Annotated in this window: 32 protein-coding genes and 1 pseudogene; 6 read left to right on the forward strand and 27 right to left on the reverse strand. The window is 35.4% G+C overall.

Annotated features, from left to right (window positions below; translation table 11 throughout):
• Window positions 1–117: 117 nt before the first annotated feature.
• The 10 genes from CEQ21_RS05425 to CEQ21_RS05460 form a co-directional block, all read right to left on the reverse strand.
• The gene (locus CEQ21_RS05425) at window positions 118–660 is read right to left on the reverse strand and encodes a PadR family transcriptional regulator (RefSeq protein ID WP_185763603.1); all 543 of its coding nucleotides are present in this window, start codon (window positions 658–660) and stop codon (window positions 118–120) included.
• A gap of 45 nt (window positions 661–705) precedes the next feature.
• Window positions 706–1,890 carry a YhgE/Pip domain-containing protein gene (locus CEQ21_RS05430; RefSeq protein WP_185763604.1) on the reverse strand — a complete coding sequence of 395 codons (1,185 nt, stop codon included), beginning with the start codon at window positions 1,888–1,890 and terminating at the stop codon, window positions 706–708.
• 162 nt (window positions 1,891–2,052) lie between these two features.
• A complete protein-coding gene (locus CEQ21_RS05435) occupies window positions 2,053–3,633 on the reverse strand; it encodes a YndJ family protein (protein WP_185763605.1) in 1,581 nt (526 codons plus the stop codon).
• Window positions 3,602–4,213: a DUF4166 domain-containing protein gene (locus tag CEQ21_RS05440; RefSeq protein ID WP_185763606.1), complete on the reverse strand. Its 612-nt coding sequence runs from the start codon at window positions 4,211–4,213 to the stop codon at window positions 3,602–3,604. Before CEQ21_RS05440 ends, CEQ21_RS05435 begins: the two co-directional genes overlap by 32 nt.
• Window positions 4,214–4,358: 145 nt before the next feature.
• Window positions 4,359–4,967 carry a DoxX-like family protein gene (locus CEQ21_RS05445; RefSeq protein WP_235907173.1) on the reverse strand — a complete coding sequence of 203 codons (609 nt, stop codon included), beginning with the start codon at window positions 4,965–4,967 and terminating at the stop codon, window positions 4,359–4,361.
• Window positions 4,903–5,130, reverse strand: coding sequence for a hypothetical protein (locus tag CEQ21_RS27105; protein WP_235907174.1), 228 nt, complete (start codon window positions 5,128–5,130; stop codon window positions 4,903–4,905). Before CEQ21_RS27105 ends, CEQ21_RS05445 begins: the two co-directional genes overlap by 65 nt.
• Before the next feature lie 177 nt (window positions 5,131–5,307).
• Window positions 5,308–5,685: a suppressor of fused domain protein gene (locus tag CEQ21_RS26990; RefSeq protein ID WP_213087328.1), complete on the reverse strand. Its 378-nt coding sequence runs from the start codon at window positions 5,683–5,685 to the stop codon at window positions 5,308–5,310.
• Entirely contained in the window at window positions 5,667–5,957 is a 291-nt protein-coding gene (locus tag CEQ21_RS26995; RefSeq protein WP_213087329.1) for a suppressor of fused domain protein, read from the reverse strand. The genes CEQ21_RS26990 and CEQ21_RS26995 overlap by 19 nt, the downstream gene beginning before the upstream one ends.
• Before the next feature lie 493 nt (window positions 5,958–6,450).
• Window positions 6,451–6,774, reverse strand: coding sequence for a hypothetical protein (locus tag CEQ21_RS05455; RefSeq protein WP_185763607.1), 324 nt, complete (start codon window positions 6,772–6,774; stop codon window positions 6,451–6,453).
• A gap of 363 nt (window positions 6,775–7,137) precedes the next feature.
• Complete coding sequence (locus CEQ21_RS05460) at window positions 7,138–8,046, reverse strand: LysR family transcriptional regulator (protein ID WP_185763608.1); 909 nt, start codon at window positions 8,044–8,046, stop codon at window positions 7,138–7,140.
• A 109-nt stretch (window positions 8,047–8,155) separates the two neighbouring features.
• Here CEQ21_RS05460 and CEQ21_RS05465 point away from each other — a divergent pair, with 109 nt between their 5' ends.
• Window positions 8,156–8,824: an O-methyltransferase gene (locus CEQ21_RS05465; protein ID WP_185763609.1), complete on the forward strand. Its 669-nt coding sequence runs from the start codon at window positions 8,156–8,158 to the stop codon at window positions 8,822–8,824.
• 440 nt (window positions 8,825–9,264) lie between these two features.
• Here CEQ21_RS05465 and CEQ21_RS05470 read toward each other — a convergent pair whose 3' ends face one another.
• Window positions 9,265–10,263, reverse strand: a complete 999-nt coding sequence (locus CEQ21_RS05470) for a methyl-accepting chemotaxis protein (protein WP_185763610.1) — start codon at window positions 10,261–10,263, stop codon at window positions 9,265–9,267.
• A gap of 334 nt (window positions 10,264–10,597) precedes the next feature.
• Between CEQ21_RS05470 and CEQ21_RS27110 the strand changes: the two genes are divergently transcribed.
• Together CEQ21_RS27110 and hepT are read left to right on the forward strand one after the other, a co-directional pair.
• Window positions 10,598–10,786, forward strand: coding sequence for a nucleotidyltransferase domain-containing protein (locus tag CEQ21_RS27110; RefSeq protein ID WP_235907211.1), 189 nt, complete (start codon window positions 10,598–10,600; stop codon window positions 10,784–10,786).
• 98 nt (window positions 10,787–10,884) lie between these two features.
• Window positions 10,885–11,271 carry a type VII toxin-antitoxin system HepT family RNase toxin gene (gene hepT / locus CEQ21_RS27115; protein ID WP_235907175.1) on the forward strand — a complete coding sequence of 129 codons (387 nt, stop codon included), beginning with the start codon at window positions 10,885–10,887 and terminating at the stop codon, window positions 11,269–11,271.
• A gap of 92 nt (window positions 11,272–11,363) precedes the next feature.
• Here the strand turns inward: hepT and CEQ21_RS05480 are convergent, their stop codons facing one another.
• Complete coding sequence (locus tag CEQ21_RS05480) at window positions 11,364–12,242, reverse strand: LysR family transcriptional regulator (RefSeq protein WP_185763611.1); 879 nt, start codon at window positions 12,240–12,242, stop codon at window positions 11,364–11,366.
• A gap of 134 nt (window positions 12,243–12,376) precedes the next feature.
• On the opposite strand from CEQ21_RS05480, the gene CEQ21_RS05485 reads away from it, so the two are divergent.
• Both CEQ21_RS05485 and CEQ21_RS05490 read left to right on the forward strand, forming a co-directional pair.
• Complete coding sequence (locus CEQ21_RS05485; protein WP_419181583.1) at window positions 12,377–13,069, forward strand: DUF554 domain-containing protein; 693 nt, start codon at window positions 12,377–12,379, stop codon at window positions 13,067–13,069.
• Between the two features lie 190 nt (window positions 13,070–13,259).
• Window positions 13,260–13,508, forward strand: coding sequence for a hypothetical protein (locus CEQ21_RS05490; protein WP_185763613.1), 249 nt, complete (start codon window positions 13,260–13,262; stop codon window positions 13,506–13,508).
• Between the two features lie 73 nt (window positions 13,509–13,581).
• Here CEQ21_RS05490 and CEQ21_RS05495 read toward each other — a convergent pair whose 3' ends face one another.
• From CEQ21_RS05495 to CEQ21_RS05530, 8 genes and pseudogenes are all read right to left on the reverse strand, one after another.
• Window positions 13,582–14,274 carry a DUF3600 domain-containing protein gene (locus tag CEQ21_RS05495; protein ID WP_185763614.1) on the reverse strand — a complete coding sequence of 231 codons (693 nt, stop codon included), beginning with the start codon at window positions 14,272–14,274 and terminating at the stop codon, window positions 13,582–13,584.
• Entirely contained in the window at window positions 14,264–14,845 is a 582-nt protein-coding gene (locus tag CEQ21_RS05500) for a sigma-70 family RNA polymerase sigma factor (RefSeq protein WP_185763615.1), read from the reverse strand. Before CEQ21_RS05500 ends, CEQ21_RS05495 begins: the two co-directional genes overlap by 11 nt.
• Window positions 14,846–15,027: 182 nt before the next feature.
• Entirely contained in the window at window positions 15,028–15,243 is a 216-nt protein-coding gene (locus tag CEQ21_RS05505; protein WP_185763616.1) for a hypothetical protein, read from the reverse strand.
• Window positions 15,244–15,504: 261 nt separating this feature from the next.
• A complete protein-coding gene (locus CEQ21_RS05510; RefSeq protein ID WP_185763617.1) occupies window positions 15,505–15,711 on the reverse strand; it encodes a hypothetical protein in 207 nt (68 codons plus the stop codon).
• Between the two features lie 128 nt (window positions 15,712–15,839).
• Window positions 15,840–16,280, reverse strand: a complete 441-nt coding sequence (locus tag CEQ21_RS05515) for a VOC family protein (protein ID WP_185763618.1) — start codon at window positions 16,278–16,280, stop codon at window positions 15,840–15,842.
• Window positions 16,281–16,689: 409 nt separating this feature from the next.
• Window positions 16,690–17,004: pseudogene (locus CEQ21_RS27450) on the reverse strand (methyl-accepting chemotaxis protein); the annotation flags it as partial.
• Between the two features lie 684 nt (window positions 17,005–17,688).
• Window positions 17,689–18,726, reverse strand: a complete 1,038-nt coding sequence (locus CEQ21_RS05525) for a ketopantoate reductase family protein (RefSeq protein ID WP_185764101.1) — start codon at window positions 18,724–18,726, stop codon at window positions 17,689–17,691.
• A gap of 13 nt (window positions 18,727–18,739) precedes the next feature.
• A complete protein-coding gene (locus CEQ21_RS05530; RefSeq protein WP_185763620.1) occupies window positions 18,740–19,486 on the reverse strand; it encodes an acetoacetate decarboxylase in 747 nt (248 codons plus the stop codon).
• A gap of 142 nt (window positions 19,487–19,628) precedes the next feature.
• Here CEQ21_RS05530 and CEQ21_RS05535 point away from each other — a divergent pair, with 142 nt between their 5' ends.
• Entirely contained in the window at window positions 19,629–20,516 is an 888-nt protein-coding gene (locus CEQ21_RS05535) for a LysR family transcriptional regulator (RefSeq protein ID WP_185763621.1), read from the forward strand.
• Between the two features lie 72 nt (window positions 20,517–20,588).
• Here the strand turns inward: CEQ21_RS05535 and CEQ21_RS05540 are convergent, their stop codons facing one another.
• The 7 genes from CEQ21_RS05540 to CEQ21_RS05570 all read right to left on the reverse strand — a co-directional run bounded on the left by CEQ21_RS05540 (window position 20,589) and on the right by CEQ21_RS05570 (window position 25,347).
• Window positions 20,589–21,413: a hypothetical protein gene (locus tag CEQ21_RS05540; RefSeq protein WP_185763622.1), complete on the reverse strand. Its 825-nt coding sequence runs from the start codon at window positions 21,411–21,413 to the stop codon at window positions 20,589–20,591.
• Between the two features lie 70 nt (window positions 21,414–21,483).
• Complete coding sequence (locus CEQ21_RS05545; RefSeq protein WP_185763623.1) at window positions 21,484–21,696, reverse strand: hypothetical protein; 213 nt, start codon at window positions 21,694–21,696, stop codon at window positions 21,484–21,486.
• A 313-nt stretch (window positions 21,697–22,009) separates the two neighbouring features.
• On the reverse strand, window positions 22,010–22,948 hold the full coding sequence (locus tag CEQ21_RS05550; RefSeq protein WP_185763624.1) for a HEAT repeat domain-containing protein: 939 nt from the start codon (window positions 22,946–22,948) through the stop codon (window positions 22,010–22,012).
• Between the two features lie 209 nt (window positions 22,949–23,157).
• Window positions 23,158–23,385: a hypothetical protein gene (locus tag CEQ21_RS05555; RefSeq protein WP_185763625.1), complete on the reverse strand. Its 228-nt coding sequence runs from the start codon at window positions 23,383–23,385 to the stop codon at window positions 23,158–23,160.
• Window positions 23,386–23,409: 24 nt separating this feature from the next.
• On the reverse strand, window positions 23,410–23,622 hold the full coding sequence (locus CEQ21_RS05560) for a helix-turn-helix domain-containing protein (protein WP_185763626.1): 213 nt from the start codon (window positions 23,620–23,622) through the stop codon (window positions 23,410–23,412).
• 10 nt (window positions 23,623–23,632) lie between these two features.
• On the reverse strand, window positions 23,633–24,109 hold the full coding sequence (locus CEQ21_RS05565) for a DUF2975 domain-containing protein (protein WP_185763627.1): 477 nt from the start codon (window positions 24,107–24,109) through the stop codon (window positions 23,633–23,635).
• Window positions 24,110–24,552: 443 nt separating this feature from the next.
• Entirely contained in the window at window positions 24,553–25,347 is a 795-nt protein-coding gene (locus CEQ21_RS05570) for an SDR family NAD(P)-dependent oxidoreductase (RefSeq protein WP_185763628.1), read from the reverse strand.
• Window positions 25,348–25,362: the final 15 nt, after the last annotated feature.

Below are 25,362 nucleotides of genomic sequence, written 5' to 3' on the forward strand. Positions count from 1 at the left end.
TCAAGGTTTGCGTCATTTCTTGTATCAATTTGACTATTTTTAGCATTAATTGCATTTTTAAATCAACTTACATTATGACAAAAAAGACAAGCCGTAATCTAATTCCGGCTTGTCTCCTTATATTTCCTCACTTTTCAATCTGTTGATAAGCTCTTCCATCCAGCGTATGGTGTGGTCTGATCTTGTTGAATAATATCCGCTTATAAAATGAAGCAGATTTTCTTTTTCTGGGTAAAATTCCACTTTATCAAATGTCTTCACCTGCTCCCACCTTGCAGTAAAGCTGTCGAGTTTTTTTTCGAGAATATCTATGATTTTGTTGCGGTCCACATAATCCAAGTTAGATAAACCTACGAGCATATCTGTAATAGCATCAGCATTATCAAACAGCTTGTAAATTTTCTTTGGCAGTTCTTCCCTGCCCTTTTCGGTAATGCCAAATACTTGTTTATCTGGTCTGTGATCTTCTTTTATTATTTCAACGATTTCAATCAAACCTTGCTTTACTAGTGAATCAAAGTGGTAGTATAGCTTGCTTTCTGTCAAACCAACAAGCTGATCAAGTGGTATTGGCTCTGAAAGCTGTTTTTTAATTTTATAAGGATAATTATTTTCCTCCATCAGCCTGCTTAAGATGAAGATTTGAATTTGAGTCGACATGCGGGTTGTACTCCTTCACAGAGAATTATCCTTATTCTAGCAAAATTAAGCGGTAATTTCAGCACCATTCTTAACTTTTGCCTCTGATTCTTGATTCTCAACTGGTACATGCTTGTGCACGAATGTAACGATGACAATATTAATCAACATCGCTGCAGCACCAATTGCGACCATTGACCATATATATGGACTTGGGCTAATGCCTCCATACATGTTTGCAAAGTAAGCTTGAACAGAGTAATACATTGGTGAAATATGACTCATCCATTCATATGGCAGATACATCATATCTCTTGGGATAGTTGCACCATTTGCTAATGTTTGGAATAAGAGAATTGGCAAGTTCAATATCATACCGCCTTCCCCCACTAAGAAAAGCAAAATCGCTGTAAAGTTAAAGCAAACAAGATAGTTCAGAATTTGCTGGCCAAGCATACCAAAGAATAATTCACCGCTTGGCTGGTTTACTAAATAAGTAATACCTAAAGCAATCAATGATGATGTTACAGCAATTAATAATGCAGTTGATTGTACATAAAGGAATAGTTTTGTTTTGCTTGCTTTTCCGCGACTAGCTTTAAATGCAGCTACTAGCTGCATTGCACCAATCATCGCACCAACATAACCTGCCATTGTCAAAAACATCGGCACCATATTATTATTCATGCCATCTGGAATTTCATTAATGGATACTACATTTCCTGTGTAGGCTGTTTCGATTTTATTCGCTAATTCTGCAGCCTGATCTTCAGGCACATTAAAGTTCATCAACACACCTTGAGCTGTTTGCTGAGAGAATTGTGTGCTCAGTTGATTATTGATTTGTGTTACAACTGAGTTCATTGTTGAGGAAACAGTTGTTGCACCTGCCTCATTAATAGTGAAATCAATACTTGATGAAACTTCTCCTTTTTGTAAGTCGGCAGAGAACGTTTCTGGAATATGAACAACTAACGCTAAATCGTTTTTATCTAAGTCTTTTAACGCTTGGCTGTTGGACAGGTCTGTTTCAATATTTTTAAAAGGCAAGTTCTCCTCTAACTGACTCGCAATCTTGGCACCATACTCCCCAGCATCATCATTGACAATGGCAATTGGCAATTTATCTACATTTCCTGGAATTGCAGAGTAACCTGGCAAGAAGATGCCGAGCATAGCAATCGCATAGAAAATCCCCATAAAGATGGCAGCAATTGCTCCTCTTGTTTTTAAGAACTGTTTAAACTTCATGATTTTTACATCCCCTTAATAAAATTAAAGTACTCAAATTAAAGTACTTTTTATAAAGTATTTCATCATTTTAATTTATTAATCATGTCCTGTCAACTGAGAAATCCTCTTCCTTCATGCAATAAAAAGAGGCTAAAAGTTTCTTTTAGCCTCTGGACAAGTTCAACTATGAAGTTTATGTTTTGATATGTTTTTTTCTAGTATATAGTAGTCAATTTTCAGAAAAGGAAGGCCAAATAGCTTCATTTTATGGATAGCGGTTAGTTCTCCAGCTTGTTTTTCTTCAATCAAAAAGTCTTCAGATAATGGCAGCTTAAATAGCAGTTTTCCAGTTGCCAGGTATATACCTTGATTCCCTTCTCCTTGACTAGACAGCACAAGAGATTTGGTTCTTTTTTCAAGCCGCAGGATGCCTCCCATTGTTGAAAATGGAAGTGGCAATGCGATATTCATATATGTCGTGCCTTTATTTTCATGACTAGAATAAATGGCCGTAAAAACGGTGCTTCCATTCACATCTCGCACCCATGCTCGAGGGCTCTTACGGCCATCAAGCAATGAATTTACCCCAAGAATTTGCCCGTGCATTTCCACTTGTTTCTTTGATATGGGCAGATTCAACTGATTAAGCAAAATACTGATGGGTTTATAGATAATAAGCAGTGGTTTAAACCAACCAGCCCAATATGTTGTTGCAAATAAACGATATTTATCACTTTGCTCGTAGAAATGGACGATTGTTTTAGGTAATCCCTTTATATCAACAAATTCACTAAGATCATCAACTAGCCCTGATTTATAGCTATTATCTGTCGTTAATTTCCCTCTTATCCTACTGACAGGAAAGCTCCAGACAGCCTGCTTCGATTCAGGCAGATGAAGTTTCCATCCAAGTACACCAATAAGCCCGAAGAGAATACAGTTCACTACCCCATGAAATAACAGCATAAAGTCTAATGTTACATACCACCTTCCAAAGGCACGTCCAACTGAATAGACAAGAGAAAATAAGATTGTCATACCAAGGGCACTATAAGATAATCGAATAAACAGCCCTTGCAGAAAATACTCAAATTTAGTCTTAAATGCCAGATAGATTAAACTATAAATCGCAAACATGTAAAAAATAACGGAAATAAATTCGAGTAGTCGCCAAAATGTTATGCCTAGCGCAACAAGCATTGGTGCAGCTAAAATGAGTGGCACAATTACATTGTAAAGTGCTGACTTATGAATTCGACCAAAGAAGCCAACCGATATTGGCAATAAAAAGGCCGAATAATGAAAGTGAATCGCTGTCAGCCAATTAAGCATCGGACTAAATCCGGTATTAATCCCATTAATATCAATAAAAAACCAAATTCCTCCCATAAATAAATACATCATCCCGATATCAATCGAAATTTCCGCCCAGTTGACAAAACCACGCCTAAAAAATCGGCCCAAACCGTTCAATGCTACAAACAGTGTAAACAGTATATATATTATAGATAGTATCATTTGTCCTGTCTGAATAGTGATCACATGCAACAAAAATACAGACACCTGACCTGCGCCAATAATAAACGCCTGTTTCTTGGTTATTTCCATTACTAAATGAAGTGTCATTGGAACAAGAATCAATTGTGCGGCCGTTAACAACAAGAAATGCAGCTCTGTTGTATAAAAACAACTTGCCAGAAATAAAATAAGTCCACTTATCATTGATGAGTTATGTATTCTCTTGCTTGAACCTGCCTTCATATGACATCAACCTTCCTAGCAGCGGATTTCTTATATCCACATGAATAGTGTAAAGCTCAATTACATCATCATAGCCCTCCTTAACCGTTACCCTTCCTTCCAATAACCGCGGGAGAGGAACTTCCCATTTTCCAAGGAGGATGCGCTGTGCGCCTGATTGGATTTGCAAGTCTCCGGTCGATGCTACAAGAAAAGTTAAATCCGAATAAAATAAATTAGGCTCTCCTAAATAATCTTTAACAATCCTGCGTTCCGCATCAATTGTCATATATGCATTAAAATGTCTCGTAACATCAGAAAAGTGAAAACTCCGTTCCCAATATATTTCTTGGTCACCATTTGCAAGCTGCTTCGATGTATTTTTTAACGAAAACGGGATATTGCTTCCTTCTTCAGGAAACAGAAACTTCCAGCGAACCGCAAATTTTAAAAAAGGATTTAACCATCTTTTTCCATTGCTGATATGAAGCATTATTCCCTTTCCATGAAATGGCCGATTAACTGTGATCGAATAGCGTTCCTGCAGCTTTGGATGAAGCTTATAGAAATCATCACCAAGTATTTCTTTATAAATCATCATCTCACCTTATCCTTTTCTTGCGTATACAGTTAGTCGCAGTTGTGAGCATCCTTTGCAAATACAAATCCAACGACAGAAAGAATCCACAGACTCATATTAAATGCGATAGGACTAAAGGGATGTGTCCAAATGGGCGGCTCTGCAATCACTGCTGACAATGGAAATACAGGAAAACCAAAATTAACTGTATTGCATGTAGTAGCCTCTTATTACGGTATAAAAGCCAAACAACACCAAATACAATTTCGGCTATGCCAATAATCGTCACTGCTGCCTCAGCTTTAGTCCCAGTTAATGATGTTAGGCTCGATAGCATCGATATTTCTAAAGGATGATGTGCCAGGATTTTAGGGACGAGCCCTTGATAAACCCAAATAAAGCAAAACAGCAAAGAAATAAGGATATTACAGCAAAAACGTACATACTGCCATCTTGGCAATTCACCTTTTTCAGTCCACCTTTTCAATACATCAAAGCTTAATGCCGTCCCCCAGCCGATGAGCGGACGAAAGAAAATATCAATAAACTGTCCAAATACCCCTTTATTATGTAAATCATAGTCATATTGCGTGAGAAATATGGTTCCTGCTTCAGCAGGGATATATTTCCAATAGCCCTTCCCTTCCTTTATTGGTGAAATTACTTGCTCTGGCCCAAAATGTAGGGACGAGGTTTTGGTCCCATCCTGTTTATGTGTACCAACACTTTTTCCCCAGCCTTTTACCTTGAAGCCTAAGCCAAGTTTTTCTTTCATATGTGAAGGCCTGTGGCTCTGCTTCTGTCTTTTTCGGCAAATAGGCAATGGAAGAAAACCTTAGATCCCATTGCTCATGGTGCTCAGGTGTTTGCGTCCTTTCCCACACCTCTTCTATATTCGCTTTAATAGTTGTTTCTACATAATTCGGCTTGTTATTCATTCATTAACCTCTATAAATTGTGAAAATTTTCACAAATAGTAAGATAACTCTTCTTCCAAAAACTAGTACATACTAGTATTATATCAGCTTTCCATCTGATATCTAGTGCCGCTTGCATTTTCCCTCTGTTTTTCAGCTAAAAAAAAGCTGCCCTCCTGACAGCTGAAACGTCTTACATTAGAGATAAGAAAAACTCCTTTGCATATCTGTTACCAAATAAGGATTGTCTTGTTTCATTTTTCCCACAAGCTCATTCGCTTTTGTATGATCTTCTTTTATTAACTCCAATTCCCTTTCCGTAATTCCTACTAGCTGAAGAAAGTCAACCCTTCCGTGCACAGTGTCAACTCCAGCAGCTTCTGTATCATTAACTACTAATAATGCTGTGATTTGCGATTCTGCGCCGATATGTATAGATGTCCCGTTTCCTGCAATATATTGAAGTGGTTCTAAAAATCGTTTTTGTGTAAAGGTATAGCTGGCCAAATTAGACAGCATATCAAGTGCCCACATACAGTCATCATAAGATTCTTCCTTTAATTTAAATAGCCCCATTTGCTCCACTCACCACCAAAGGCTTCTACTTCAGAATAAAGCTCCGTCATTCCATATGTCAGGATATGCTTATAGCCAATTGCTGATTGATAAATACTATAGCCGTCTAAATATTGATCGCCTCCGAATATTGCTCTTGCATGGAGGTCTGTTGCGAAATGAGCCGGCTCTTGCTCTGCATACAGTTCTGCAAAAACCTCATCAATAGCATCCCAGCCTGGTGCCCAATCCTCTTGTTCTGCTGCCTGCTTTGTATATTCCTGTTTATTCACATTCGTTCCCTCCACAACATATCTATTATTCTATGCTTTTCCACTTTTATCAGCATTGTAATCTGCGAATTTCTAACCTGATAATAATCACATAAAAAAAGCATATTTTTAATAAAAACTTCGTAATCTCAACTTACATAGCTTACTTGCCGATTCGGACATTCAAATTCTGATGCTACATGTATCATTTTATCATTACCAGCCAAATTATGGATACCAAATAAAAAATTATAAAAAATTTAATGTTTCATATTTTCACAGACTTTATCATTTTTTAAGTTAGTTTTATTGGTGAATATCCTGCTAAACCTTTGGGAAAGCTGACTATATCACTTGTCTAATACTCTTTCGATAAGTTATGCTTTACTTAAGACAAGCTATATTTATGCTTGCACTTATTGACTTTAATCAGTCATTTTTTATAAAGAGCGTCATACTATATAAAAAGCAAAGCACATTCGTTGGCGCGAATGTGCGTTAAAGACATAATCTACTATTTGCTTTTTTTATTTTGTTTATTTCGGTATTCGTCTAACCAGCGAAATAAGCGTTCTTTATCTGCGGCCTCGGCTTTTTTCTTCCGTTCTGCATTGGCGTGCAGAAGATAAAGGATAAGCCCAACAACAGCCCAGATTGCAACCCACTTATAAGCCCAGTCGTCCATCAAGAATTGAACCATCTCCAAAATTGGCGTTTTGGAGAATGAAACAGTTCCACTGGCAAAACCGTCGCGAATTCGTTTGAAATTTTCGAACAAAGCGGTTAATACAAAACCACCGTAGAGAAAATTTGAAATGAACAGAAGCACTTTCTTCATCCTTACTCACCTCCGTGATAACGAAGAATGTCCTTAAAAATCTTTCGTTAGTTCGGATAGACGACTCGGGTAAAGCTTTATTTTTTTGGCAGCACATCCCCCCCTTTCAATACCACAAAAAGGAAAAATCACATAATAACCTTATCAGAATTAAATATATTAAGTAATTGGCGAAAATATTCCTATTCTATTTAAACATTATTAGGCTTTTTAGGAGTGCTGTAAATTTTATTGGGATTTGTTGTTTGGAGGAGTTATTAGCTTTGGCTATAGTATTACCAGCACTCTTCCCTGGTTATTCACCACTGCTTGTCCCTATTTTAAAATGAGACTTTCTTCGCCATTCTTCCTACCTACATACATCTACTCTTCTACAATACCGTGGTTACTGCTTTCCATGCATAAACGAATAAATTCCTTTACTACAGGGGGAAGGTTTTCGCCCTTGCGTGTACAAATGGCAATAATATTCTTTACTGGTGCTATATCAACAAAAACCCTCGCAAGCTGTCCTGTCTTCACATACTCCTTAACAACTAGCGAGGACACAAAGTTAACGCCATACCCTGTCATAACAGAACGGATGGCCTCATTTAATCCGGTAAACTGCAAAGCAATTTTTGGCGGTGTGACCCGATGTGTGTGACATAAGGAGAGTAGCCTTTCTCTTGTGGAACTGCCTGCTTCTCTCATGATAAAAGGCTCCTTCATCACATCCTCAAGTGATACGGTACAGTTGGCAAGCCTATGCCGCGAGGATACGACAAACCATATCTCATCCTGAAAAAGCTGTCTCCACTCAATTTCCTTCATCTGCTGCTCCGATCCTCCTGCATACATGGCCATATCTGCTTTATAATGAATCAATTCCTGAAAGGCATCTGTTGAATTTCTCGTTGTAATGCTTATCTCAACCCCTTCATTTTCTGCTTTGAATGCAGCTGCCCATTCCGGGATAAGAAAGTTGGCAGGAAGATAGGTTGCAGTTATACGGATCCGCCCTTTTTTCGCTGTTTTATAGTCTTGTACAAACTGTTCTAGTTGTAATTCATGAGCAAAAAACAGCTCCGCTTTTTGAGCCATTGCTTCTCCAAACGGTGTTAAAGTAAATCTTTTGCCATTCTTATTAAACAAAGTAATTCCCAGTTCTTTTTCGAATTGTTTTATTTGGCTCGAAACAGCAGGCTGACTTATCATCAGAATTTCTGCAGCCTTTGTGAAGCTCCCCATACTAGCAACATGATAAAACAACCGAAGCCCATGCAGGTTCATTTTAACTCCTCCTTATAAATTTTATTTATATATATATAAATAACATGTATTTTATTTATATAAAATTATAACTTACAATGAATATATAATCCAAAAGGAGTTGGTTATCATGAGAAATGAGAAAACTTGGAATTCAGTTGATCACTATTTTACGAAACAGTTTCAGCCAGAAATCAAAGATTTGGAATATGTTAGAGACAATAATCAAAAGAACGGCCTACCAGAAATTGATGTTACTCCCACACAAGGAAAATTCCTCGCAATGCTTGCCCAACTAAAAGGCGCAAAAAACATCTTAGAAATCGGCACACTCGGCGGCTACAGCACAATATGGCTCGCTCGCACCCTCCCCGAAAACGGAAAAATAGTCACCTTAGAAGTAGATCCAACACATGCAAAAACAGCACAGGCAAATATAAACTCAGCTAAGTTAGCAGACAAGGTTACGATAATAGAAGGACCAGCATTAACGACCTTGCCTACATTACAGGCACAAGGCTTCAGCAAGTTTGACTTCATCTTCATCGATGCCGATAAGCCAAATAATCCCCATTATATTAAGTGGGCACTTCAATTGGCCGCAAAAGGCGCAGTAATCGTTTCTGATAATGTTGTCCGAGATGGAGAAGTAATTAATAAGAACAGCAGTGATGAAAAGGTGATTGGAATAAGGAAGTTCATTGACATTCTTGCAGTGGACGAACGGGCTGATTCAGTCGGTATCCAAACAGTTGGGGAAAAAGGGTATGACGGATTTGTACTAACATTTGTTCAATAAAAAAGAAAGGGAAGGGCAAAATAATTGCCCTTCCCTTTCTCTCACGGTTGAATTGTTTCCTCTTTAGAACGAGGCTTTCGTTCCTCCTTATATCCTCCCTTTGGATGGTCGCCATTGGAGAAAATAATAAACAGAATTGAAAGGAAAACAAACAGGTTTTTCAATATAAAAACTTCTTTCTAGATTAATAAATAAATAACATGAAAACATGTTTTATTATATATTGTATTATTTAGAAAGACAATTGTCCTTATTACCCTTTTTTTCGTTAGCACTGCTGGAGAAATAATTGATTAGTCAGCAGGTAAACAAAAAAACGAACTAATAATTGATACCTCTGAATAGTGCCATTTTATCCCCAACATATATAAGTGATTTCTGCATAGGAAAATAGTATTTAAACACTTTAATAGATAAATATGACTGCACACAGAATCCCACTAAACAATCGATTCTACCACTATCACAGACCAGCCCTTTCCTTTGTAGGCGTTATAGCCTTCTGTTAAGCAGTAAGCATAAATTTGATTGTCTTCAATAGTAAATCCTCTGACATCCCTGCCCGACATAATATTTTTAACTGCTTTCAGGTTGTCGAGTCTTCTTTCTAAAATGCCTGTTCGATCAGTTGAGGCAATAACATAGCCGTCTGAATTAATGACATATAGCCTGCTTTTTTGATCAAGCTGCACTCTGTCAATAATATCGAAGATGAATTCCCAATTAAATCTTGTTGTCATTACCCCGATAATGTTGCCTGAATCATCATGGATAGGACTGGAATAGGCCATTGTATGCCCACCGACAACAGAGGAATGATACATATCTGTCACATGTACGTGATTTTGCTTCACTGTTTCCTGAAACCATGCTCTATCTGCTTTACTTTTTCCTAACTCGCTTTGATTTTGGGCTGCTACAATAATTTCTCCATGCAAATCAACTACGAATAAATCAAAATACACTTCATAAATTTGATGGATATTCTTTAAGAACTTTTGAGCCGTTTTTTTCGTCTCTGCAGAAGGTGCCAGCAAGCAGTCTTTAATTGCATCATATGTTGCCCATGCTTGCACATCACAATTTCTTTCAAATAAGTTCCGGTCTATTTTATCAATCGTATCAAAGGCAATATCCACTGTGCGCACAGCCATAATTTCATTTGCCTTGTTTTGGATTGTTTTAATAATTGCTTCACTCTCTTTACTTGCATTCAAGCTCTGTTCAGCAAATCGTTTAATTTCAGCAGCAACAACTGAGAAGCCTCTCCCTGCTTCCCCGGCTCGAGCAGCTTCAATCCCAGAATTAAGGGCAAGAATATTGGATTTCATCGAGATATCACGAATCTTTTTCATCACAGTATCCATTTCACTATTGCTTTCCTTCAGTTCATTCATGAGGATAGACACATTTAAGCTATTATCAAGTGTTTTGTCCATATTCTCGACTCCTTTTTACCTAATTATTTATGTGAATATTCTAAAATTATAGATATTATATCACATTGCCGCGGTAAAAAAAGGAACACAGGTAGAATTTTTAGGACTTTAGCCTCAAAAAAATGCCTACTGGCTAAGTTTCACTAAAAACAAACAACAATAATTTGTTATAATAGGATTATTAAAACTACTGTGGAGGGCTGGTCTCATTGACAGAGGAACTGGAACAAACAATTATCAGCTACTTAAGTGATAAAATTTCCCCCTTTTTAATTATTTTATTATTTTTGGTTCCAGTGATAACGGAACCACTCATCCTGAAAGTGATATAGACATTGCTTTTCTTTGTGACAATAAAGTGCAAGATAAATACATTTTATTTATAGCTGCACAAGAATTAGCAGCTCAAATTGGCCAAGATGTTGATTTAATTGATTTAGGCAGTGCTAGTACAGTATTTCAGGCACAAATAGTGCATACTGGTAAAATCATCTACTGTACAAATGAGCAAAAAAAAAGATGAATTTCAGATGAAAGCTTTTTGCAAAGTTGAATGAAGAACGGCATGAGATTCTTAATAAGGAAAATGATAACGGTTGCATTTTTAAAAGTGAAGTACAAATGATCAAAGTAGCTATTATCGAACGGTGTATGAAACGGATAAATGATGAATATCACCAAAGTCCTAGTAATTTAGAGAATTATACTAAACATGATTCCATCATCCTTAATTTGCAAAGGGCTTGTGAAGCAAGTATTGACCTTGCAATGCATATTGTTGCAGACAAAAGGTTGGGGCTACCTCAAAATAGTCGAGAGGCCTTTTCCTTATTAGAAACAGAGAATATTATCACTGCTTCTCTTTCCAATAGAATGAAGGCAATGGTAGGATTTCGAAATATTGCTGTTCATGACTATCAGGAGATAAACATAGTGATATTGCAGAAAATTTTAGATGTTCGTTTAGTTGATTTCTCTGAATATACTAAAGCAATTATTCACTCCTAATCACCCTTTGATAAGGGAAAATTGAAGAAAAATCGCTCAAAAACCCAAAAAAAGCATGCGAACATGCCTCACTGCTCCTTATCTTCATATGTTTAGGTCTCCTTTGATTCAAGTAACTTTTTGATAAATTCAATAAATCTTTGCGAAGCTGGAGCAATTTCTTTTAAAGATAAGGCAGCAATACTAATAATCCGATGCTGCTCTGGCTCAAGACGAAGTGCTGTCACTTTGTATGGCATACTTTGCAGGACAAGTTCAGGCATAATGCTGACACCCAGTTCATTTTCCACCATCGCTAATATAGCTTGGTCATCAGCCATTTCAAAACTGTTCTTGAGTGTAACACCAGTCTCTTTTAAGATACGTTTAATGTCATGGTTATAACCAGATTTAAGAGTAATAAAGGCTTCATTCACTAATTGATTTATCCGGACCTTTTCAAGATTACTGAGAGGATGTTTGTGTGGAAGGATGCACAATATCCGATCTTTTTTTAATGGGATAGTTTCAAAGTTATCTGCTGTAGGCAAGGTTGTAAAACCAAAGTCTATAACACCGTTCGTAATCCACTCTTCAACATCTTGATAGCCTCCTTGAAAAATTTTAATTTCAATGAGAGGATACTCTTGTTTAAAGTTCTTCAGCAATCTTGGCAGCCATTGAATACAAACACTTGTAAAAGCCCCAATTCGTATTGTACCAACTTCCAGCCCCTTGATGGAGGCTGCTTCTTGCTTCAGTTTTTCATCCCAATGCAGGACAGTACGGACAGATTTCAATATTCTTTGTCCATTACTAGTTAGAGTAATACCAGACCGGCTTCTTATTAATAGAGGAAATCCAAATTCTGCCTCTAGGTTCGCGATTGAATAACTAACCGCAGACTGAGTCAGATTTAATGCTTCTGCCGCTTTTGTTAAGCTTCCTAATTCAACAACTGTGTTAAAAACTTCATATCTTGCAAGGCTCATCCCTATCATTCCTATCTATGAATTTCATTCATACTTACTATCTAAAACTTTGATTTTATTTATATATAATTTACCCCTATAATACAAGAAAACACAACAATATGGAAAGAGTCAGGTGAGTCAAAGTGATTTTAATGGGGGCTTTAGCAAATGCAATAGGTGTAAGCGTTGGTACATTATTAGGGAGTCTGCTTCGTCGTATTCCAGAAAGCATGAAGGACACTGTGATGAAAATAATGGGCTTAGCCATTGTCGTTTTAGGTATGCAAATGGGACTTAAAACCGAAAATTTTCTTATCGTGATTTTAAGTCTTGCTATAGGGGCAGTAATTGGTGAACTACTTGCCTTAGAAGATAAAATCTCCAAACTAGGTGATTGGCTAGAGAAACAGGTCGGTTCCAATAAACAAGGAAGCATATCACAAGGTTTTATAACAGGTACATTAATATTTGTGGTTGGCGCAATGGGTATTATCGGCGCTTTAGATAGCGGGATTCGGGGAAATAATGATGTGTTGTACACAAAAGCAGTTATTGACGGATTTATCGCCATCATCTTAACGACCACATTGGGCATCGGCGTGTTATTCTCTGCTATACCTGTAATTTTATATGAAGGATTAATAGCACTTTTTGCTACCCAAATTGTTCAATTAGTTCCAGATGCCTTAATGGATCAGTTTGTTATTGAAATGTCAGCAACTGGTGGTATTATGATTATTGCTATAGGATTAAATTTAGTCGGAATTACAAAAATTAAAATAGCTAACCTTCTACCAGCGTTAGTAGTTGCTATTGTTGTCGTTTTGATTATGCATTTGTTTTGATTATCATATTATAACAACAGACAGAAGCTGCATCTGTCTGTTGTTTTTGTAGTTCATACCATTCATTTTTTTAAATAAGCTGGTCTCCATGTCAAGGACATATTAACAAAGGAGACTTCCTTGTTAACAGTTACTATTTTTTTACATATACCACTTCATTCCTTATAATTAGATAAAAAGGGTTGTTACCATGATAAAAAAGACAAAATTAACAACTTTGCTCTTATGTTTACTTATTGTTGCTTCGTTTCTCTCTGCCTGTGAATCACAATATAAAGAAGGTATACGTTCAGACAGAGACGACTCAGGAGCAACTGAAACCTTAGAGAATAAACATTCTAAAGAAAGTGAAGACCCTGTTTATCAAGAAACGGGTGGTTTATACACAGAAGAAGACCTTAAAAATGCCAAACCACTGGAAATGCCTGTTCAAGATTAGAATCTCCTTAAATTATTACTCGTTGTTTAAAAAAATACCAATGGGATTCTTACAGAAAGATTATACTAAACAACTAGTTCCTATACTCCGTTTGTTTTTCATTAACATAGTCAATAAAGTCCCTTGCTTCTTCAAATGGAGCTTGCAAATCTGTTGGTATTTCCTTTGTTTCTATATAATGGTCTGGGTTTATCTGACTACTTGCAATAATTTCTTCGTAAACCATTAGTGATTCAATATAATGTTTGTATTCTTTCTCGGTTAACAAATCCTTACTTGATTCCTGTCCATTTAATAAATCATAGTATGGTTGTATGTCTGAATATACTTTTTCAAGCTCTGCTTGTTTTGCTGGTGAGAGATCAGCATAGTTAATCCCCCCATATTTGTCACCAAATTCAAGCTTAGCATCGGTCATTATTTTAACAAGTCCAATAAACTCTTTATATTCTTCTGGTTCTATCTGGCCTTGTGCCTGGGCAATCTTTGCATCCAAGCGGAGGTAACCTTCCATTGTCGCACTTGTAATATGCTTCTTCAGATTATCAAAAGAGCCGTAAAGTCCATCAGCTATGAGAGATTTTGAGGCAAATGCCCCTGTCGGTATTAACAATGAAGCAGCTAAAACGCCGGTGATAATTCGTTTTTTTGTTTTTGATTTACCAAGATGAATACTAGTTAGCACATTCATTTTTAATCCTGGTGGAGGGGTTATTTCTTTTCCTTTCTCTTGTAAGGACTCCCTAAGTTTTGTTTCAATATTCATAAACCTTCCTCACTTCTTCGAGTAATCTTTTATTTTTTCCTTTTGTACGCAATTTTGTTAAAGCAGCATTTATTCTGGACTTAACTGTTCCAATAGGAACTTCCATGATTGCTGAAATTTCCTCTTGGCTATAATCGTTTAAATACCGAAGGATAATGACCTGTTTCAGTTTGAATGGTAATTCATCCACTAAATTGACTAGCTGTTTATTTGTTATCTTTTCAATAACCTTGTTTGAGAAATCTACTTCTTTTTCTTGTTTAAATTCTTCAACCTTCTTAACAGTCCTGAATATCTTCCATTTTTTCCTTCGATATGCCTTAATTTGTTTTAACACAATTCCCATTAACCAAGGTTTAAATTTCCGTTCTACATCGAATTTTTTTATAGATTTAAACACTTGTATGTAAATGTCTTGAATCACATCATCTATATCTGTTTTTTCCTCCATTAAAAAGTGAACTGTTTTAAATACATCGTGGATCGTTTTTTCATAAAGTTCAGCACATGCCTCTTTGTCTCCAGATTCAATAAGGTTAATTATTCTAATTAATTCATTATCAACACTCAACCTTATTCACCTCCCTCATCTTTCACACTATATATTGGTAACAATTTGAGTTTTCGTTCGATTTTTTTATAATAAAAAAGAGCCAAACATGCATTGGCTCTTAAAAATATAGTCCTAATGTATAGAACTTGTTTAAAACGCTCCTGAAACAAAGCACTATTGATTTTTACTCTATAAAAAATTTAATATCCAAAAAATTTTGGAACGCTAACACCATAATCAAATAATGTACTCATTACAAAAAAGAAAAGAATGATAACAACACAAATATTTACAATAATCTCCCCAAATTTACTATCTGTTTCTGCAGCATCTTCTTGTTGCTGTCTTTTTATCTCTTTATATATGCCTTGAACCTTTTGGTGGTTTTTCATTTTTGTATGGCTTTTTGGGTTCATATAGGTTCCTCCTTTTTATGAAAGGATAAATACGTCAGGTAATTATCAGTTTACTACAAATCACCATTTGGATAAATATGTATTTTGTAACCAACGAATTAGAAATACTATATAGAAGGATTTTAACCAAAAAAAATAAACTCCCCCTAGGCAGTTTTATGTTTTGCTTTATTTAAATTATATTAAAAGATTAAAATCTCTAAACTAATAAAATACGAAGCTGTTTATGTAAAATGCAATTAAAGCTTACGTATATGATAGTCATTTTTCTTTATACAGTTTCCACAATTCAAGCTGTTTTTTGCTTATATTTTCATTATCTAACTTTATTTTTTTCAGTCTTCTTTTAAGCATAAGATTTGTTGGTTCTTGCTGCAGCCTTTTTATTATTTTTATACTTCGCTTTCTATTATTAGTTAATTCGTTATTCAATGTTTGTATATCAAGGAGAATAAGGGTTTTATTCATACGAACTCCTCTCTTATAAAAGTTTTAATTTTCACTTTACCCTAAATAATCGATTTGTAATAGCTTTTAGTGCTATAAAGCTAGACTGTTGGCTCGAATAATCTTTAAGAATACTTTTTATTATTGCACTACAAAATTGTAAATTTAAATTGTTCTCCTTCCATCCTATTTAAATATATCATATTTTCATCTAAACCATTACAAACTGCCAAATATCCTTCTTCAAGATGAAAACCGATGCCGATCAATTGATTGAAGCATTCAATAATTTCAACCTTCACTACTGGTTTGTTCCTACATTCATTAAGTTTTGGCATCTTATCAATTTCCCATTTAAGCAAAAAGTCAGTACCATAGTAATCAATTTCTTCTGCTAAATCAATTTGGTCAAAGGTAATAGCGAATTCACCACTCTTATATGCACATAATTCCAACTGCCAATCTTCAAAGCTGATTATAACGGGTAGATCATTAAACCACTCATCTTCCTTTTCTTCCCATGCAACCCAGAATTCTATTATTTTGATACCTATAAGCCCTTCTAGCGAATTAATTCCTTCACTAAACAAATTAATTATTGCTTTTATGATAAAAGCATTTCTTTTATTTATCAAAATAATTTTTATATAACTACAATAAGGTTATATGTTTATAGATTCTACTCGAGGAATAATATATGCTAAACAGTTGCAATTCTTAATGTTCTCTCTGTTCTAACACTTTTTTTTAGCTCAAAACAATCACTCTATTTATTAAAATACATGCTGCAAGTAACTTTAAAGTACATCATTATGTAATAAAATTAATGCAGAAAAAAGGCATTAATCCTTCTTGGATTAACACCTTTTCTTACATTTAACCTTCACCTACAAATAACACTAGCATGCAATATTTTGAAGCGAAGATATTAATTTGTCACATGCCAATCTTACCTGTTGATAAACAAGCATAAATAAGTTACAAGATAATTTACTCTTATTAAACCAATTCCTTCATATAAGCAAAAACCTCTTTGCTTTGTTTTTCTAATTTTTGCATTTCCTCTAGGAAATCTACCATAACAGTGGATTGTTCTTCTGATGACGCACTTACTTCCTCAATACTGATTTTCAAGCTTTCGATGCTATTTTTTATTTCAGATAATGATCCGCCAATTGTGCCAACGGCTTGTTTTGTGTTCTCTGAAAGTTTTCTTATTTCTGTTGCAACCACTCCGAAGCCTTTTCCAGCCTCTCCAGATCGTGCTGCTTCAATTGCCGCGTTTAATCCTAATAAATTTGTTTGCGTAGAAATTCCTTCAATGATTTTCACTAAATTGCCGATTTGCTGTGTATTATCATTTGCTTTAATGGCCTGAGAAGTAATTTCATTGCTTGTAGCTGATAATTCTTCTGATTGTGCTGCAACGATTTGGATTTTTTCATGAAGTGTACCGATAATTGCATTTAGTGAGCTTAATTCATGATCCAGCTTTTCTTCAATTTCTAATGTCTTACTTATAGAGAATAAGCCGACAACTTCTTTTGTATCTTTATCTTTAATTGGTGTTACAGTGGAGAAAAATGGAATGCCAAGCCTTTCTTTTGGGACATATTCTTCTACTTTTTTCGCTTCCTTCAACGAACGAATTAAAAGTTCATTACCGGGCACAAATGCTGGGTCGCCAACTTTTATAGATAATGGAAGACTTGTTGAAGGTGAAAAATAAATGATATTTTGTAAGTCTGTAATCATAATCGCAGTAGTTTTGCCTGTTGTCTCTTTAATAATAGGTCCTAAATCAACTAAAGTTTGTAATGAATTATGCAATGATTTTATGCCCCTTTCTTAATATCTTAGTATATATCGGTTAAAACACTGAACCTTTAATGTTAATTTGAGAGATATCCTAACTATAGCGCTTTCTTTGAAAGTTTTATTACTGAAGTATACAGATATGCAGAAAAAAAGGATTGCTTAAGCAATCCCTTCATCTGGTTACATTTTGTGTTTTTTTATCAACTCTTCAAAGCTTTCTATATTGGTAGTAAAATCAGGAACAGTTTGAGAATCTTCCGCAGATTTAACCAGTTTAACAACTAAGTCATTAAACGGTGTGGGAATACTTGTACCTTCTGCCATTTTTGGAACAACTCCATTGATAAAATCAATTTCTGTTTTGCGCATCTTTTCAAGATCTTGTAGCATACTTGCCTTTAAAAGCCTTGAAGGCTCCATTACTGCCCTAAAGGTTTGCACTCGTTCAGGTACATCTTGTTCGTTTATTACTTCTAATGCAGCAATATCAAAACCATTCATTTTAGCAAATGTCACCCCAATAGCATGACCAACTTTAATCGTTTCGTCTGCAATATGAACGGCACTAACGATGCCATATTCATTATCGAGAATGTCACCATATTCACCATTCAAGGCAGCGGATAAGCCACTGAATGCATTATTGATAAGTAGCTTCGACCATTTTGTTCCAACTAAATTGTCCGATATATGTGTACCCCCAACAAGGTCTAACACAGCTTTTATTTGCTTAATTCTATCTGTTGTTTCTCCATTTAATTCACCGATTTGAAAGGCATACTTTTTGAATTGAGTGTATTCGGTTGTTAAGCTGGATACTCCTGGTTCCATAAATGTTGCCCCAAATTCAACTGAACCTGCGATTACACGCTCTGCACCAACAATGGCTGCAACATTCTTCTCCGGTATACCGTTTTGTAAGGAACAAACTACACTATCCTCCCTTAAATACGGAAGTAACTCAGCAAGAACAGAGTCGTTATATAATTGTTTTGTCAGCAGTAAAACTAAATCATATTTGCCAGATTTATTTTCTGGTGTAATAGCTTTCACCTTTGCTTGAAACACATGTGTACCAACTACTTTAGCTCCTGTTTGATTTAGAGCATTAACATGTGCTTCGTACGTATCAATTAATTCAACATCCATTCCACCCTCACTAAGATATGCTCCTACGATAGTTCCTAAAGAACCTGCTCCTAAAACAGCAATTCTCATCATAAAGTCCTCCTTATTTTTCCTCTAGATAGTTATATACAGGCTGTGCAGCATTTAAAGTCAAATCTGTAAGAATATGAGAGGCCGAAATGACTTCTAATACTGGTAAGTCTGCCAAAGGTGCCAATGCGTGTTCAAACAATTGAAGTCGCGCAGGTCCTGTCCATGCCTCTTTCACTTTTATATCTGTTATTTGTGTTCGAATTAGATCACAAACCCGTAATTCTCCCGTATAATCGGTTGCAATTTTCACCATAAAATTAGGACGGCAAATTTCGCTTTTAGCTTTATCCTTGTCCATTTCGCCATGCTTATACCCCATAGTGGCAGTCGCTACTCGAAGGCTTCCATAATCCAATGTTCCAACAAGCGTATCAGAGTCTGTATATAGCTTAGGTGCTCCCAATTTCTTCGGATAAGCCGTTAGCTCACGCCCACTTGCAATTGCTGGGAAGTTGTCTACATACATAGAATGCACATAATCCCCTTCCTCTCCATTAAATCGGACAGGAATCACTTGTCCAGCCTCTGTATAAGCACCAAGTCCAGAAACATCGGGCATCCACATAACTTCAAATTTCACTAATGGTTCCGTTATTTGAAGAGGTTCTGGCACTGCCGCCCTTAATGCTTTTTCATCTGTGCGATAAATAATATTAAGATATTCGCGGTTCACAAACTTATATGGTGGCATAGGGTAAGCTGGTGCAGTTAACGGTGTATTGAGATTTTTTGCGATATTGTTAATATCAATTTTCATTGTAATGACACCTCTCCTAAGTTGTATATAATATCCTTTTTCAAACTATGTAATTAATTTATCTTACATCTTCATTTACATTTAATCTAATACATAATAAGGTATATATATATTTATCAAAATAAATAAGGGGTTTAAATAAATGGAATTACTTCAACTCAAATACTTTCAGACAGTTGCTTATACTGAGCATATTTCAAAAGCAGCCAGCACCTTAAATATTGCCCAGCCCTCTTTAAGCTTAACTATAAAACGATTGGAGGATGAATTAGGAACAGCGCTTTTTAATAGGAAGGGGAGAAATATTCAATTAAACTCCTCAGGCAGAATTTTTTTGAAGCATGTTGACAGGATTTTTATGGAGCTTGCAAATGCACAAAAGGAAATTCACGCAGAAGAAGATAAAATGTCTCATACGATAAAAATAGCTATCTCCAACCCAAGATTTCTTGCAGGATTAATCAGCGAGTATATTAACACCTCCCCTGAATCAACCATTCAACAAGGAATAAAAGCCAAAAGTGACATAATTGCAAGCTTAAAAAAAGGGGATGTTGATTTAGGGATAGCTGGTCATCCGATTGAAGACGATGAGATAGAGAGTTGTTTATTAGTCGAAGAAGATATTGTGTTAGTGTTGCCAAACACCAATAAGTATAAGGCTAAAACGGAACTATCATTATGTGAGGTTGCAAATGAGCCGTTTATTTCATTGGCCGATAATGAGGAATACAGCGAATTCACTACGAATCTCTGTAAAAAACATGGATTTGTTCCGAATAACATTTTTGAGGTGGATTCCTACTTACTTTTAGAAATAATTAAGGTAAATCAAGGGGTTGCACTACTTCCCATTTCGGTCTGCAGGCAATTACAGTTAAATTATGTGAAAATCGCAGACATTTCGCCCTCCTATTCAGTCAGTCTTTCATGGGTTAGAAATAAATTGCTGTCTTCATCAGAAAAAAGCTTTAAAGACTTTATTATTGCTTATTATCAAGAGAATATAAAAATGTTTAAGGTGGATTAAATATAAATATGGAAATAAAGGAATATCCATACAAATGGGTATTCCTCTTAGCTTACTTGATTTGTGCAGATATTATTTAAAGCTCACACTATCCTTTGATATTTGCACACTTATAAAGTCACCTAACGCATGGACTACCGCAATTGTGACAACAATTACATCATCCGTTACATAAACAAATACTTCTGGAAAGTCCATTTTATCTGCTTCTAAAAATTTCTTAAGTAGGTCTTGATCATCTAAGCTTGCGATATACTTTTTGATTTCCTGTTTATATTCTGAGGATTGATCTGTAACAATGTCCCCCAGTTTAAACGCTTTAATAAACTCATCATCAAGATTGACTAAATCACTTAAGCTTACTTTTTCACCTGTTTGCATATTTACAAGTGTTGAATAAGATAAGTTTATCGGATAGCTATTGATTGGACTCGTAAGTAACCCTGCATATGTTATACTAACAAGCTCATCATTTACAAAAGGAATATTATATTTTACTTCACCTGTATAGCTCTCATAATAATCTTTCTCAAAAAAATAACTCGCGTCCTTCGCAATCACACGGTTAATTTTATTTGCCTTATCCAAATCATCGGCTAATTGTGGATAATCTACTGTAATATTCCCTTTTGCATACTGTTTTGTATGGAAGTTGTTTTTGTTATAAAGTCCAATTGTTTTCTCGGTTGTAGCTGCTTCTTGGTTCTCTACATTACCATTGTTATCTTTCGTTTCTCTTTGTTGATTTTCCCCTGCATCGTTATCTGCTTTTATTTCTTGATTTTCTACAACTTCGTTTTGATCATTCCTGTTTGTAGCCTCCTCATTTCCCCCATTACTGCACGCAGATAACCACAATAGAGATACAATACTGACAATAATAATTTTTATATGCATGACATCACCTCTATTGGTAAATTCATCACTTTAGCATAAATGAAGTAGCTATTTGTCACCTGAATTCTCATTACAAATCTTTTAAGTTGATGTTTTTTAAACCAAAAGAAAAGATAAAGCTAACAATAACATAGTAAATACCTAAAATAGACAAGCAATCGGTAGCAACTTTTATTAACTCTCTATGCAGAAATAAATAGCGCCAACCGAATGAACTAAGCATAAATGTTATCGGAAGCACAAGAAATAAAATGATAAAGATGATGCTTTTTTTATTATTCATTTGCTCTCATCTCCTTTTTAACCATATTATATCAGGTGCAAATGTCATTCTTTATTTAGAAACATAATACTTTGTGACATAATTAAGTCTTGGTTAAATTGTAGCATTTTATTATTTATAATTCGTTTGTTCAGTGAAATTTTCTAATGTAATATTTGAAATTCTAAGTGGTATATGGCGGAGAACACTCGACTCCCATGGTAAAAAGAGGCCGAGGAGCCTCTAGTACTCCTCTTTGACAGCGTGTAATCGAGAGTCCAATAAAAAGAACTAATTTAATAGCCATACGCTTACGATTTAAGGAATAATTTGCTTAATTAGTGCTCTTTCGAAACCCCTCCTTTTCTCTATCTGAAAGAAAGTCCCATTTTTTTATTTTGATCCATTCTAATAATTTTTGGACTTTATTATCATAATCTTTATATTTACTTAGAAATTCAAATGCTGGTACTAACTCGTCACTATCTATCTTTCGTTTTTTACTTAATACTGTTTTTACACGTTTATACACAACGTCTATCGCCGTTTCATCACCATGGTTTTTAATTGCTAATAGAGCATAGCTTTTTACATGTGGGGAACGGTCACCTAATGCCTCTATATAATGGGAAAGGTATGCTGCTCCTCCTAAACTAGCGAGTGCACAGACAGCGGAGCGTCTTACTTCTCCTTTTGTATTCGTGAGTAAGGGAAGGATATATGGAATGGATTTTGCGGAACCCATATTACTTAGAGAACCAAGTGCATAATAAAGATCATATTCATCTTGCGATTTTCTAATCACTTCTATAAGTGCGTCTTCTACTACGTCCGTACTTTTAAATTTTCCCAATGCTGAAATTGCTGAATGTCTTACTAGCCATCTCTCATCATCTAAACACTTAATAATAGAAGCGGCATCAGGTATGACTTCTTGTTCCTCAATACTCATCAGTATCCTTTCTAACGTATGTTTATTTGTTTCTTTATCAAGCTGTTTTAATAGAAAATCTACAACACGTTTATCACCTGTATTTGCTCCAAGACACCCTAAAGCAAAATAAATATTCCTTTTGACTGATTCTTTGTTGCTTGTTTTGAACATGTCAATTAGATACGAGATACAATTTGTGTCTGTCAATGCTTCTGCTTTACGGTATGCATTCCAGGAAGGAGCTCCCTCACTTGTGTAGGTTCCATCCGCTTCATTATAAATAGTGTCCGCTCCATCCATCTCATTGATTAAATATTGCAATTGAATTTGATTCATCATTGAAACCTCTACTCATAGTTTTTAATCCTATTATATACTATGTCTGTATTAGGCTCACTGCAATTAAATTACTAAAAAAAAAGCCTTAATCCTTATTCCAATGGATTAATGCCACTTTACTCCGTTTATTAAAGATACTATCTTCTAATCCAGTTATTGAATAACTGTAAGTATCTTTTTCCAAATGCTTTGTTTCTTATAATTGAATTTTAATCCATTACCAAAAATGCATTTCCCTCTTCTAACAGTTCCTCAAGCTCCTCAAACCCCAAATAGCTAAATCCATGTGTTCGTGAGACACAGGTAATTACATCTTTTTCTTCATCTATATTAAAGATAGAAAATCTACATCCATCTAAGATAATTGCTAATCCTAACGGAAGGTTTTCGCGATTGTCATTTCTAGGTACTCCCCCTGTTTTCTCAAAAACTTTCATACTATCACCTCTGTGTTAAATAAATTAATTATCATCTTGCCGGTACTCTAAAATGTCTCCAGGCTGGCACTCTAATGCCTTGCAAATTGCAGCTAATGTAGCTATCCGCACCGCTTTTGCTTTCCCGTTTTTTAGGATAGAGAGGTTTGCTATAGTGATACCGACCTGCTCTGAAAGCTGTGTGACACTCATTTTTCGTTTTGCTAGCATCACATCTATATTAATTACAATTGCCATATTTTCCACCTCATATCGTATGCTCATTTTCGTCTTTTAGTTCAATTGCGTCCTTAAGAAGCTTTTGAAGGACAGCAGCAAACACTGCAATAACGACTGACGCAAAAACAGGAACCATACCAATAAGCACTAAGCCTGGAGCATCGTCTAGCTGTGCTACACAAAAAATAAATGGAAGCATAAAAACATATAAGCAACTTATGACAATGGCACATAGTTTTATCCACTTTAACGCATTCACTGAGTCTTCAGAGAACGCTTTGTTCTTATCAATATAGTTTAAAAGTCGGTAAGCCTGATACAACGCATAGAAATAAGGGGCAGCTGATGCATACATGATCGTAACAATAGGATATAAAACCTCCGCATAATCTGGATTTGCAGCATGTGTAGGTAACCACGTTAAACCAAAAATCCCTAAAGCTAAAATAGGAATTCCCAACAGAAAAACAGCTAATTCTAAAAAAGACGTAGACCCTCGTTTCAATTAAAACACCCCACTAAATGAATTTACAAAATGAATTTAACACATAATTTATTGTTTTACAATAAATTATTATTGAAAATTACTAATTAGTTATTGAAATACATTTTATAAAATACCTGTTAATTGTTAAAATGTCTTCAAAAAAGGACGTTTATCGTCATTTTTGATTAACTCATCCACTACATTTTTTCTTGTGATTTTTTGCAATTTATCCATGCTTTTTCATAGGTTTGCGCTATCCTCTACGAAAGCTTTAACAGTTATAGACTAAATCTAAATAAAAAAAGCCTAAACTCCATATGTTCCAAGAGTTTAGACATTTTAAATGTTCTAACATAAAATATATTTATTCAAAGAAGCCTATTAAATCCCTTCCCAATATAAAATGGTTACAAGAAATTTCTTCTATCACAAAGCTGAAGGACTTTATATAACTAGATAGCTTAAAATATAGTCGGAACCATTCCCCCATCCATACGGATTGGCGATCCCCTAAATGCAGATGCATAGGGACTGCACAAGAATGTAGCAAGTCTTCCTATTTCAATTGGTCTGATAAATCGCTGTATTTGAGAATGTGGCAGATTATTGACCATAAATTGTTTTTCTTTTTCTGAAAACTTCATGTTTTCATCGCTGTATATCCCCTCAATTATTACTTGGACATTTTCAGATAGTGTTGGTCCAGGCATGATTGTATTGACTGTAACTTCTGTTCCTTTTGCTAGAATAGACAAGCTTTTTGCCAATGACAGCAACATCGACTTTGTCATGCAATACTGGGGCATTTGTCCAGAGGGCATCACAGCCTCTTCACTTGCAATAAAGATGATGCGACCATCATTACTTCCCAGCATTTTTGGAAGATAATGCTTACATAATCCATTTGCGGCTAATACATTCGTTTCAAAATACGTTTGCCAGATTTCATCCGTAACATCTTTGTATTGCATGATTTCGTAAATCCCCATATTGTTAACTAATATATCTACATTGGGGTACTTTTTAAATAGTTCCTCTCTTTGTTGAGCATCGACAATATCCGCAGCTGCATTTTGAGGGGACGTTAGCGGGAATTCTGATTTGATTTCCTGTACAGTCCGCTCTACCTCCTCATAATTACGCCCATTTATGAGGACATTTGCTCCTTCTTTCGCGAGTTCTTTTGCGATTGCTTTACCGATTCCTTTTGTTGAGCCTGTAACTAAAGCTGTTTTATTTAATAATTCCATTTCCATGATACATTTCTCCTT

The organism is Niallia circulans, from assembly GCF_007273535.1.
Lineage (GTDB): Bacteria > Bacillota > Bacilli > Bacillales > Cytobacillaceae > Niallia > Niallia circulans_B.